Origin of the sequence: Candidatus Pandoraea novymonadis, from assembly GCF_003004665.1 — a bacterium.
Taxonomy (GTDB): domain Bacteria; phylum Pseudomonadota; class Gammaproteobacteria; order Burkholderiales; family Burkholderiaceae; genus Pandoraea; species Pandoraea novymonadis.
In genome coordinates this window covers 65676-78841 of sequence record NZ_MUHY01000003.1, presented here as the reverse complement: position 1 = coordinate 78841, position 13166 = coordinate 65676, and the positions used below count along the sequence as shown (strand labels likewise).

General features: G+C 45.2%; 8 protein-coding genes and 1 pseudogene. 4 read left to right on the top strand and 5 right to left on the bottom strand.

Annotated elements, in window-relative coordinates:
- Nucleotides 1-72 precede the first annotated feature (72 nt).
- A pseudogene (locus BZL35_RS04350) lies at nt 73-798 on the bottom strand (sulfurtransferase); the annotation flags it as partial.
- Nucleotides 799-962: 164 nt separating this feature from the next.
- Between BZL35_RS04350 and dnaE the strand changes: the two are divergent.
- From dnaE to rfbC, 4 genes are all read left to right on the top strand, one after another.
- Nucleotides 963-4469 (top strand): DNA polymerase III subunit alpha, encoded by a 3507-nt coding sequence (dnaE, locus tag BZL35_RS04345; protein WP_106183022.1) that lies wholly within the window; start codon nt 963-965, stop codon nt 4467-4469.
- 400 nt (nt 4470-4869) lie between these two features.
- Nucleotides 4870-6618 carry a lipid A export permease/ATP-binding protein MsbA gene (gene msbA, locus BZL35_RS04340; protein ID WP_106183051.1) on the top strand — a complete coding sequence of 583 codons (1749 nt, stop codon included), beginning with the start codon at nt 4870-4872 and terminating at the stop codon, nt 6616-6618.
- A gap of 50 nt (nt 6619-6668) precedes the next feature.
- Entirely contained in the window at nt 6669-7727 is a 1059-nt protein-coding gene (gene rfbB, locus BZL35_RS04335) for a dTDP-glucose 4,6-dehydratase (protein WP_106183021.1), read from the top strand.
- A 311-nt stretch (nt 7728-8038) separates the two neighbouring features.
- Entirely contained in the window at nt 8039-8581 is a 543-nt protein-coding gene (rfbC, locus tag BZL35_RS04330; protein WP_106183050.1) for a dTDP-4-dehydrorhamnose 3,5-epimerase, read from the top strand.
- Between the two features lie 103 nt (nt 8582-8684).
- Here rfbC and BZL35_RS04325 read toward each other — a convergent pair whose 3' ends face one another.
- The 4 genes from BZL35_RS04325 to BZL35_RS04310 all read right to left on the bottom strand — a co-directional run bounded on the left by BZL35_RS04325 (nt 8685) and on the right by BZL35_RS04310 (nt 13165).
- Nucleotides 8685-9887 carry a cation diffusion facilitator family transporter gene (locus tag BZL35_RS04325; protein ID WP_106183020.1) on the bottom strand — a complete coding sequence of 401 codons (1203 nt, stop codon included), beginning with the start codon at nt 9885-9887 and terminating at the stop codon, nt 8685-8687.
- A gap of 52 nt (nt 9888-9939) precedes the next feature.
- Nucleotides 9940-11406: a ribonuclease G gene (gene rng, locus BZL35_RS04320; protein ID WP_106183049.1), complete on the bottom strand. Its 1467-nt coding sequence runs from the start codon at nt 11404-11406 to the stop codon at nt 9940-9942.
- A 584-nt stretch (nt 11407-11990) separates the two neighbouring features.
- Entirely contained in the window at nt 11991-12395 is a 405-nt protein-coding gene (rsfS, locus tag BZL35_RS04315; RefSeq protein ID WP_106183048.1) for a ribosome silencing factor, read from the bottom strand.
- A 68-nt stretch (nt 12396-12463) separates the two neighbouring features.
- On the bottom strand, nt 12464-13165 hold the full coding sequence (locus tag BZL35_RS04310) for a nicotinate-nucleotide adenylyltransferase (protein ID WP_106183019.1): 702 nt from the start codon (nt 13163-13165) through the stop codon (nt 12464-12466).
- Between the last annotated feature and the right edge of the window lies 1 nt (nt 13166).

Sequence of the window (13166 nt, the reverse complement as noted above, 5' to 3'; positions counted from 1 at the left end):
ACTTTGTTAATGGATATTTGCTATTCAAAAAAAGCATAATTGCGTGAGATGCCTGAAGTATTAGGATTTTTCAGATGGCACAAGATTTGGTGTTAGTGCTGTTCTGTAGTCAAATACGAAACAGTCCCCGTTGTAATGAGCACCACCAATATCTTCGAAATATTTGAGGATTCCGCCATCAAGTTGGTACGTCTCTGTCAGGCCGATGTTACGCATGTGTATCCCGGCTTTTTCACAACGGATTCCACCAGTGCAGAAAGATATAATCGTTTTTCCTTCGAAATCTGCTTTGTGTTTGGCAATGGCGTCTGGAAATTCCGAGAACTTCGTGAGTTTGTAGTCGACGGCGTTTTCGAAAGTGCCGACATTGACTTCAAAGCTGTTGCGTGTGTCTAGCATTACAACTGGTCGGCCTGCATCATCAAAACCTGCGTCCAGCCACCGTTTCACTGTGGCTGGATCGATACTTTTGGCCCGGCCGTCGGCAGGCTTAATGAGAGGCATTTTCATAGTGATAATTTCTTTTTTCTGACGCACGCGCATGCGGCGGAATGGTTGATTGTCCGATAAACTTTCTTTGACCTGTATATCAGTAAATCTTTCGTCGGTACGGAGCGTGGTGAAGAATGAGTCAATCTGGCTACGTTCAGCGGCGAGGAAGAGGTTAATTCCTTCTGGGGCTAGCAAAATAGTACCCTTTAGTTCGAGGGATTCGCAACGGGCTAGCAATAATAGGCGAAGCGTTTCGATGTCGTCGAGCGTGACGAATTTGTACGCAGCGATATTAACGATGGGCATGATAGAAAATCATCAATATAATAAATTGCCATTATCGCTGATCACGACGAATGAGGTGTAGAACTTACCTGGATTTTTCGGAATTATCTAACCAATGGGTTGGATAGATTTGATTTTCAACTGTGGGGGAGACTGACAAGTTTCCGTCACGTTAAAATAGCACTATGTCAGAACCTCGCTTTGTACATCTCCGCATCCATTCAGAATACTCAATAGCTGACGGCATTGTGCGCCTTGATGATGTGATCAAGGCCGCTGCAGCGGATGGTCAAGGTGCCTTAGCCTTGACTGATTTGGCGAACTTGTTTGGTGCCATCCGCTTTTACCAGAAGGCACATGCTCGTTGCCTTAAACCGATCATTGGTTGTGATGTTTGGATAACCAATATTGCTGACCGAGGTAAGCCATCACGTTTGCTGTTGCTTGTCCGTAATCAAACGGGTTATTTGAATCTGTGTCAGTTGCTCTCTCGCGCTTGGTTGACAAATCAATACCATGGCTGTGCGGAAATTGATCCTTCATGGTTGAAAACTGATGGTCTTTCGGTAGGATTGTTGGCCTTGTCTGGAGCACAGATGGGTGATGTTGGCCAGGCCATCGCCACTGGTAATTTTGACTTAGCGGTACAGTGTGCGGAGAATTGGGCCGCAATTTTCCCTGGTGCGTTTTACATCGAACTTCAGCGTACGGGTCAGCCTGGTACGGAAGCATATGTTCAGGAGGCGGTTAAATTAGCTGCTCTTCTTAGATTGCCTGTCGTTGCTACGCATCCGATTCAGTTTATGACAGCTGATGATTTCACTGCACATGAAGTACGTGTGTGCATTTCGAAAGGGGAAATGCTTGGCAATGAACGTAGAGCGCGTCGTTTTTCTAGAGATCAGCATTTCCGTTCCCAAACGGAAATGCTTGAGGCATTTAAAGATGTACCTTCGGCGATCACAAATTCGGTTGAAATAGCGAAGCGTTGCAATCTTACAATTGAACTTGGTAAGCCAAAGTTGCCATTATTTCCCACTCCTGATGACATATCTCTTGATGAGCACCTAGTCCAGTTAGCCAAAGTAGGTTTAGACAGGCGCCTTGTGAAATTATTTCCAGATAAAACTGTACGAGAAGCGCAGTGCTTTGAATACTATGAGCGTCTTAACTTTGAGACGGGAATCATTGTTAATATGGGTTTTTCTGGCTATTTTCTGATCGTAGCGGACTTTATCAACTGGGCGAAGAACCATGGAGTCCCGGTCGGTCCAGGTCGTGGCTCTGGAGCTGGTTCTTTGGTAGCCTATGCGCTTGGCATTACTGATCTTGATCCATTGAAATATAACTTATTATTTGAGCGTTTCTTGAATCCAGAAAGGGTATCGATGCCAGACTTCGATATCGATTTTTGTCAGGATGGCCGTGATCGCGTCATCCAGTATGTCAAGGATAAGTACGGTGCCGATGCGGTTTCGCAAATCGCAACATTTGGTTCGATGGCTGCGAAAGCTGCTGTGAGGGATGTTGGACGCGTACTTGATCTTGGCTACAATTTCGTTGATGGCATCGCGAAATTAATTCCGTTTAAGGCTGGCAAACAAGTCACTATCGATGACGCTATGAAAGAAGAGCCGCAATTGATGGAGCGATTCCAAAAGGAAGACGAAGTCAAACAGTTGCTCGAACTTGCGCAGCGTGTCGAAGGCCTTACCCGTAATATTGGGATGCATGCTGGTGGGGTATTAATTGCCCCAGGTAAGCTTACCGATTTTTGTCCGTTATACGCTCAAAACTCAGGTGAAGGGGCGAGCTCTGTCGTCAGTCAATATGACAAGGACGATGTTGAAGCTGTTGGTCTGGTGAAGTTTGACTTTTTGGGACTAACTACGCTCACAATTATAAATTGGACAGAAAAATACATAAAGCGGTTACATCCTGAGATGGCCGGGTGGTCACTTGAAAATATTTCGTTGAGCGATCCTGCTGTGTTCACTTTGCTGAAGAAGGCGAATACGATCGCCGTGTTTCAACTCGAAAGTCGCGGTATGCAGGGCATGCTGAAAGATGCCAGACCTGACCGCTTCGAGGATATTATCGCGCTGGTTGCTCTGTATCGTCCTGGTCCGATGGACTTGATTCCAAGCTTTTGCGCTCGTAAGCACGGGCGTGAGAAGGTCAAATATCCTGATCCGCGCGTCGAATTAGTGCTGCAAGAGACCTACGGAATTATGGTCTATCAGGAGCAGGTGATGCAGATGGCACAAATCATTGGGGGGTACTCATTGGGGGGTGCTGACTTATTGCGACGTGCAATGGGGAAGAAAAAGCCTGACGAAATGGCTAAGCATCGCGAGTTTTTCCGTGAAGGTGCTGATAAAAATGGGTTGACAGCGGCTAAAGCAGACGAAATATTTGATTTGATGGAGAAATTCGCAGGTTATGGTTTCAATAAGTCGCATGCAGCGGCTTATGCTTTGCTTGCGTACTACACGGCTTGGCTAAAGGCACATCATCCTGCTGCATTCATGGCAGCCAATATGAGCTTGGCCATGGACGATACAGATAAAGTGAAGATTCTTTACGATGATTGTCTGAGTTATTTCAATCAACTAAAAGTACTCCCGCCAGATGTGAACCAGTCCACTTATCGTTTCGAGCCAGCAAATGCTAAAACGGTGCGTTACGGATTAGGTGCAATTAAAGGCAGTGGTCATTCAGCTATTCAAGAAATTTTGCTGGCGAGAGAAGAAAAGCCCTTTGTTGATTTATTCGATTTCTGTCGTCGAATTGATCGGCGAGTTGTGAGCCGTCGTACGATTGAAGCGATTATTCGCGCTGGGGGATTTGATACATTAAATGCTAACCGTGCGCAGTTAATAGCATCACTGCCAATGGCCATGGAAGCAGCTGAGCAAGCTAATGCATCGGCTAATCAGGCAAGCTTATTTGATCTATTAGGTGAAGATATTTTGGCGCCGCTGGAATTGGTGAATGAACCTTTCTGGACTGATAAGAAAAAATTGAAAGAGGAGAAAGGCGCCCTCGGTTTTTATTTGTCTGGGCATATGTTCGATTCATATGCGGAAGAAGTACGTCATTTCGTACATACTCAGTTACGTGATTTGACTGAAGGGCGAGATAAGCTTATCGCTGGTGTGATTGCGAACCTGCGTACAATGTTGGTCCAGAGCGGCAAGATGGTTGTTGTAACGCTTGATGATGGGACAGGGCAGGTTGATATCAACGTTTTTAATCAACATTTCGAAGTCAATCAGCACTTCTTCAAAGAAGATGAGTTGCTGATTGTAAGCGGAAATGCTCGACCGGATAGTTTCTCTGGTGGTTTACGCTTTTCGACTACAGGTGTCATGGACTTGGCGCGAGCACGTGCGAAATTTGCGAAGTCATTAAAGCTTTTTTTTAATGGCAATGCGGATTGGAAGCGTTTGCGTGCGACCTTACAGCCATATTGTTCAATATGTCGAAATGGCAATGAGAAGGCTGTTGGCTATGATAATAGTGGCGACGGCGAGATCAAAACAGGTTTACCAGTACACATAATTTATCGTCAAACGCAAGCTGAATGTGAGTCTCGTTTGGGAGAAGATTGGAATGTGCTGCCAAGTGACGAGCTGCTCACAGAGCTACGTGAATGGCTCTCGCCTAGTGCTGTACAACTCATTTATTGATAACTTGATGCCGAAATTTGGAATCTGATGTTTTGGATGGTTATTTATACTTGCGATAACGTGGTGACATTGTGATGATATATGCATGTTAACGACCGCAGTTATAAGTGATTCACATGACTTTTTGACTCTCTTCAGCATTAAGCATCAGCTGCCGTCATGACAAGTCTCTCGTTGTGTACCTCTTAATTACATAGGATTGTGAGGTGCTGAGAATATATCTTGAAGTGATCACATCGGCTTGGCTTTTGACCAGATGTGATCACTTTCGGTCCAGTGAATCGTAGAGGATGATGGATAATCATCTCCCGAAAAAATGGTGCAACGCTGACAGTATTGGTTGGTAGTTGATGCTATGGTCATTGGTTTAGAATATTATTTTCTGGGCTATTTCAGTAAAATGACATCTACTTCACATCCAACCGTTCCCGCGCTCAAGCGTTTGTTCGGTTACCTGAAATCCTATTGGGGTATGGGGTTGATGGCTATTTTGGCAATGGCTATGGTGGCTGTCTCTGAGGCAGCTATTCCTGGAGTGCTAAAACCTGTTATGGACAACGGGTTCTCTGGTCAAGATCCGTGGACGCTTTGGTATGTCCCGACAGGCGTTGTTGTTCTCGCTGTCTTTCGTGCGATGACCCAGTATGCTTCCAATTACATGCTATCTTGGGTTTCGAACCGCGTGCTTCTCGATCTGCGTGTCAAAATGTTCGAGCGTTTGCTTCATGCGCCAGCATCTTTTTATCAACGTGAAACTACTAGCACACTAATAAATCAGATTGTTTTTGAGGTTAATCAAGTTCTTGGTGTGCTAACAACTGTGTTGATCACGTTGGTGCGAGACTCACTGACCGTAATCGGTTTATTAAGTTATCTTTTTTATCTGAATTGGCGTTTAACACTGGTAATAGCAATCATTTTACCGATTATTGGATTTCTTGTTAGCAAGATTAACCGTCGCTTACGTCGTTTGAACCGTGAGCAGCAGACGCTGACTAATGCGCTCTCATACGTTGTTAAAGAAGCGGTGGCGGGTTATAAAGTTGTTAAAATTCACAATGGTGAGGCGTACGAACAAGAACGATTTGATAGCATGACTTCGCGCTTGCGAGGCTATGCCATGCGCGTATCGGTATCAGGTGGCTTGGCACAACCGATAACACAGATACTCGCCTCGCTTGCGCTGGCAGTCATCATTACTGTGGCAATGCTTCAGTCAGCCTCGGGCACTTTGACGGTGGGTGGATTTACGGCATTCGTCACAGCTATGCTGTTGGTTGTCTCTCCACTTAAGCATTTGATTGATGTGAATCAACCTCTACAACGTGGCATAACAGCCGCTGAGCTAATTTTTCAACTGATCGATACCGAAATTGAGTCCACTGGTGGGACACTTACCTTCTTACGTGCACAAGGCCGAGTGACGTTCAATCGCGTTAGTTTTTATTATGATTTTGCTGATATGCCGATTCTTGATAACATTACTTTAGATGTGAAAGTTGGTGAAATGATTGCGTTGGTGGGTCCTTCTGGCAGTGGTAAGACCACATTAGTCAATTTATTGCCGCGTTTTTTTGACCCAACTCAAGGGCAGATTTTTTTGGATGACATCCCACTCACGGAACTGCATTTGGCTAATTTGCGTCATCAGATTAGTTTTGTAAGTCAGGATGTAGTCCTATTCAATGATACAGTGGCGGCTAACGTAGCGTATGGTCAGTCTATTGATATGGCACGCGTGCAATCGGCTCTAGTCGGCGCCAATCTTGCTAATACTGTCGATGCCATGCCGGATGGCGTCCATACATTCGTGGGTGATAATGGTATGCGTTTATCTGGGGGACAACGGCAACGTTTGGCGATTGCACGGGCGATATACAAGGACGCACCGATTTTGATTCTCGATGAAGCGACGTCTGCACTTGATTCTGAGTCCGAACGTTATGTGCAGACGGCATTAGAGCGATTGATGGAAGGACGGACCACGTTAGTGATTGCTCACCGTTTGTCAACTATCGAGCGAGCTGATCGTATTATTGTGCTAGAACGAGGACGAATCGTTGAACAGGGTTCGCATCATCAATTGCTAGCAAATGATAGTTTGTACGCACATTTGCATCGAATTCAATATTCGCAAAAAGAAGCATAGCTGTATTGATATTTGATCGAATTAATGTTCTTTCACTTTATTCGAACTCTATGATATTTGTGACAGGCGGTGCTGGATTTATTGGAGCGAACTTCGTGTTGGATTGGTTAGCACAGCATGACGAATCTGTGCTAACGCTTGATAAGCTGACCTACGCAGCCAATTTAGAAAATTTGGCTAGTCTTGAAGGTGACGTACGCCATTCTTTTGTACAGGTTGATATTCGCGATTGTGCTGCGTTGGCTGCCCTATATGCTGAGTATCAGCCTCGTGCTGTTTTGCATTTTGCGGCAGAAACCCATGTTGATCGTTCAATTTCGACACCTGAGACATTTGTACAGACTAATCTTGTTGGTACTTTTACAATGCTTCAAGCCGCTAGGTTGTATTGGGAGGGACTAGAAAGTAATACTCGGAAAAAAGTATTTCGTTTCTTGCATGTATCAACAGATGAAGTTTATGGTTCTCTTGGTCCAACCGACCCTGCATTCTCCGAAACAACTCCATATGCGCCGAATAGTCCGTATTCTGCATCAAAGGCGGGTTCTGATCATTTAGTGCGTGCTTATTATCGTACTTATGGCTTGCCGGTGCTCACAATTAATTGCTCGAATAATTACGGGCCTTACCAGTTTCCAGAAAAGTTGATTCCTTTGGTGATTACCAATGCTCTTCATGGAGAACCATTGCAGATTTACGCTGATGGCCGCAACGTGCGGGACTGGCTCTATGTGAGCGATCACTGCGCAGCAATTCGTACTGTGCTGTCTAAAGGGCGGCCGGGTGAGGTTTATAACGTGGGAGGATGGAACGAGCAAACGAATCTAGACGTGGTGAGAACGTTATGCCAGCTGCTGGATGAACTTTCACCACGTCTAGATGGCCAGTCCTATACCGAGCAGATTACATTCGTGAAAGATCGTCCGGGACATGATCAGCGTTATGCTATTGATGCGCGTAAGATCCATCACGAGCTTGGGTGGCGTCCAGTCGAGACCTTTGAAACAGGTATCCGTAAGACAGTTGCGTGGTACTTGGAGAATACTGAATGGGTGAATCAAGTCCGTTCTATTAACGCTCAGGCGAATCGCATTACTTGCCAGACGTAACGCATTTCACTCGGCATGGAAGGAATTATGTTATGGGAGAGATTCTCTGGCAAACACGTTTGTATCCTCGAGGTATTTGAGATTTTCTCATTATTTTGATTCATGGAAGATGCGCTTCATTTTGTGGAGGTGTTTGATTAATTCATATGATAGAGGCCTCTTTTCATCACATATCCTGAGGAAGTTGCTTATTGTTGTGTAGTGGATTAATGATGGAAGTCATAATAGGAAGCTAGCAAGGACAGATACCGGTGATAGGTGTCTGTGATGTCGTGCGACAAGGGTTATTTATAACGTATGCTGATCATCTCATGAAACTGACCCGTACAAAAATTAGGGATGTCCAGATCATTGAGCCCAAGATGTTCATTGATGCCCGTGGATATTTTTTTGAAAGTTTTAATCATCATGTTTTTTCCAAAGCATTGGGTTATGACCTGACTTTTGTCCAAGATAATCAGTCTCGCTCTATGCGAGGGGTACTGCGTGGATTGCACTATCAGGTGGAGCATGCGGTTCAAGGCAAATTGGTGCGTGTTGTGGAGGGTGTAATTTTCGACGTTGCTGTTGATATTCGTCCGGCTTCAGCCACTTACGGTCAATGGGTATCCGAAATATTGAGTGCGGAAAACCGTAAGCAAATCTGGATTCCAGAAGGTTTTGCTCACGGTTTTTTAGTGGTTTCTGCATATGCGGAGGTATGTTATAAAACAACTGACTATTGGGTGCCACAAAACGAACGTTCTCTTCGTTGGGACGATCCGGATCTCGCTATTCATTGGCCGTTAACTGAGATTGGTGTTGCTCCACTCATTTCGGAGAGGGATCAGCAAGGACATTTTTTTCGGAGATGAAGTGAAATTTTTCCACTGTTTTAGCACCGAAAAGTTTGCAAAATGATGGAAGACGACTGAAATTCCTATGTCTAATATCATTTTTCTCCGAAACAACGTTTTACTAAGATGTTGAATTGCTTTCATCAAGGGCTAGTAATGGCCGCACACGTTGAATGTTGAATGTTGCACCTAATGCTTTTGTTACTGCTTCACGAGCTATTATCGCTTGATCGTCTGGTAACTTTGATGCTTGACCAAAAGTCAAATCGACTTCCATGGCATTGTCTAGATAGTGTGGTGTGAGTGCCAGTAGAGTGACCCCATGATTTGTACACAAAGCTTGTGTAACCTCGGTTAATCTTTCCCGGGATGGCCATGTTTTCTGGGCGGTGCCTGTTGCATCGCTTTCTGGATCGATATGTACTAGAACATCGAGCACTTGCGGATCAGTCATCGCAGCTGCGCGCGCTTTTTCGGCGATGTAGTGACCTTCGGATACTGAAATATGTGGATCGACAAGCAAATGTACATCAACGAGAGCTTGATCGCCCATCTTGCGGGTTCGTAGTTTGTCGAGGCCTTGTACGCCAGGTGTCGCGAGTAGCTCCTGTCGGATCCGAGCTGTCACGGCCTCATCAGCTCGTCGATCAATTAAATCTTGCAGAGAATTCCATCCAAATTTCCACCCCGTGTGACCGATCATTAGGCCAACGAGTGCAGCAGCAGCAGGGTCGAGAAGGTGGTAACCAGCCAGGTTTCCAAGAATCCCAATGGCAACTACAAGTGATGATGCAGCATCTGAACGTGCATGCCAAGCATTAGCCACTAGCATGGCTGAGCGTACACGTTGGGCTTCATGTAGCATATAGCGAAATAGCGCTTCTTTGGTGAGAAGTACAATGCCGGCGACGATTAATGCTGAGATATAGACAGATGTGATATCTTCGGGATGTAGTAGGCGATCGATGCCACGCCACAGCATGCCCGCTCCGACAACTAGTAGTAGTGTACCTAGAAACAGCCCTGCGGCATTCTCGTAGCGGCTGTGACCGTAGGGGTGATCTTCATCCGGTCCACGTTCGCAGCCTCGTGTTGCTGCGAGGACCACAACATCAGAGACGATATCCGATACTGAATGAATCCCGTCAGCGATTAGAGCCTGCGAGCGAGCCATTATCCCAATAGTCATCTGCGCACATGTGAGGATAATGTTAACCCAAATGCTAATCCAAGTGGTGCGTCGTGCAACACGTTGCTTTGCAGTATGAGGTAGAGAATGCCCGCTAGGCGTGAAAAGTCTTTCTTCATTGGGGATACGTGACATTGGTGAGATGCTGGAAAATAAGTAAAGCACAAGTAGTGCGCGCAGAGGGTAATCAGATCAGGATGATATCGTACTGTTCTTGATGAAATGAAGCTTCAACTTGTAATGAGATGGGTTTTCCAATGAAGTTAATGAGCATGGCTAGGTGTTGGGATTCTTCTTCGAGGAATAAATCTATGATTGCCTGTGAAGCAATTAAACGGAATTCACGAGGATTGAACTGGCGTGATTCACGTAGGATTTCACGTAGGATTTCATAGCACAGTGTGCTTGGTGTTTTTACCTGACCTTTGCCAGAACAGACAGCGCAAGGTTCGCACAGCAAATGTGCGAGGGATTCTCGTGTACGCTTTCGTGTCATTTCGACGAGTCCCAACGGTGAAAAATTACTGACTGTGACGCGGGCACGATCTCGTTCGAGTGCTTTTTTGAGTTCAGTGAATACTGAGTCCCGATGATCGGGGTTTTCCATATCGATGAAATCGATGATGATGATGCCTCCGAGATTGCGTAGTCGTAGTTGACGCGCAATCATCAATGATGCTTCGAGATTGGTCTTGAAGATGGTATCGTCGAAATTCCGTGCACCGACAAAGCAGCCGGTATTCACGTCGATCGTAGTCATCGCTTCTGTTTGATCGATGATCAAATAGCCACCAGATTTTAAATCGACGCGTCGTGATAGCACTCGTTCAATTTCTTTTTCGACCTTGTATAGATCAAATAATGGTTGTTCACCTCTGTAATGTGTGAGTTTTTCTAACACGGCTGGGGTGTACGCTGCAGCAAATGTTCTGAGTTGTCCGAAAGTTTCACGAGAATCAACAAGAATTTCCCCAGTGTCTTCGTTCACGAAATCACGTAACACACGTTGTGCTAGATTGAGGTCCTGGTACAGCAGTGTGGGTGCCGGTTTTCTGGAACCCACCTCTTCGATAGTTTGCCATGACTTTCTTAGATACTCAATGTCATTTACCAGTTCTGCATCCCCAGCATCTTCTGCCATTGTGCGGACGATAAAACCACCTTTCTCATGATTTGGCACTAATGATTGAATTTTGTCACGTAGCACTTGGCGCTCGGCTTCGCTCGGAATGCGTTGCGAAATCCCAATATGTGAGTTCTGTGGCAAATAAACGAGAGCACGCCCGGCAATACTAATTTGCGTAGATAAGCGAGTACCTTTAGTTCCAATGGGGTCTTTAATGACCTGTACCGTGATCGTTTGTCCTTCAAAAATCGTTTTTTCAATGGGTGGCTGTGGGGTGACTGTATCGATGCCATTGCGTGGATGCCAGATATCGGCGACATGTAAGAACGCAGCGCGTTCTAATCCGATGTTGACGAAAGCCGACTGCATGCCAGGCAATACTCGGATAACTTTGCCTAAATAAATGTTACCGACGAGGCCACGTGATAATGTGCGTTCGATGTGTAATTCTTGCACTGCGCCTGACCGCATCAATGCTACTCGTGTTTCTTGTGGAGTAATGTTGACCAAAATATTTTCTTCGTGCATAAGCAATGGCGAAGGTGTGATAGATGAGGCTGACGTTATTATGCCCTCAGTTTTTTGACGGAGCATGTTGCTCTTTCATCGTGAGCGGCGAGGGGTATTCCTATCCTGTAAAAATGTATGCATGTTCTAGCTAGATGGTGATGACGTGAATTGATCATTTCCAGAACTAAAAAACTGTTTGTCGGAACATTGCGACCTCTCTTCTAGAGGGGTGAGTCTGATGATGCCGGAATAGTTTTAACCAATACTCTTGATAAATTAGACTATTTTCGCTTAATGTCCTATTAACTGGATTTTCCGATAGCTTCACCGTTGGTACCTAGAGGAGTGAGATAATGTCTTCTTGGTTTGATGGATTTTTTCGTTGGTGCTCACTATTTTGGCGGGCAGAAAAGAATTACGTGTCCTGGATATAGGTTGGTATGGAGTAGTTCATAATTATGGACAGGCTTTCATTGCGAAATATGGTGTGGAGTAGATTGGTATCCCCTGTCCTTTGTAACACTGGTTCGCTCTTAGTCAGAGATTTTTGGCCATTTTTTAGCACTATGAGTTTTGACATGGGAGATAGAGATAGATAGGTTCTAGATACACGAAAGATCCTGATTATGCTCTCTATTCTCATTTTTCGTTGTTTTCTTGGTACTATGTTCCTCCAGGTTCACAGGTTTTTCACCCCAAATTTCCTCGAGATTGTAGTACTGGCGTAGTGCTGGTTGCATGATGTGAATGACCGCGTCGCCACAATCGACTATCACCCATTCTCCGGTATCTGTGCCTTCCATACCGATGATATTAGCACCAGCGGCTTTAACTTTGTCATGTACGCTGGACGCGAGTGCTTTGGTTTGGCGAGTTGAAGTTCCGCTAGCAATTACAAATCGATCGAACAGTGCTGTCAGGTGCTGTGTGTCGTAGATTTTGATGTCTTGAGCTTTAACGTCTTCCAGGGCATTGAAGATTAGGTGCTGCAGTTTACGAATATTTATCATAATATTTTTTATGGAGAAACGGAGTGGCAATTAGATACGATTAGAGTAAACATGGTTGGAAGATTTCAATAACAGTAAAGTTGGTGATCCTGAATGTACTGCCATACGGATGCTAGTAAGTTCTGTGGGGGATGGAGATTATGCCTGGCGCTAGCTAATGTTCCACGTAATTCAGTGGCGGAGATATTCAGAGATATTGAGGTGTCGATGAGGATATTGCCATTTGAATGAGATTTTATCTTGTCGGTGTTGGACTTCCGTTGGGAGATTTGGTCAAGCACTTCGGGAGGGGCATTATGGTAGTTAAAACCGGGACGGGTAGCGGCACAAATATGGCTAAGTTGAAATAATTCGCGCCATGCGTACCAAGTAGATAGCCTGATCAATTGATCCGAGCCAACTAATAGGGATAGTGAAGCCTCTGTACCGTATTTTTTGCGTAATTCTCGCAAAGTATTGACCATATAGTTTGGTCCAGTTTGATCAATTTCCAGTGTGCTGATGGTAAGCTTTGTCAATAAACCTTTGTGATGCATAGCTTTGGCTAAGTCGTTTCCAGCTAAACGCACCATCGCTAAGCGCAGAGGGGCTGGAGTGCTGTGAGTCTTTTGAGGCTGCTTTCCCACAGGCATCAAAATAAGTTCATCTAGGACAAGTTTTCTTGCGAATAGCGTGCCGAGTGCGAGATGACCCTTATGAGGTGGATCGAATGTGCCACCCAGGACAGCGATACGCAGCCTGCTGTTTGTTGCCGATGACCGCATCATT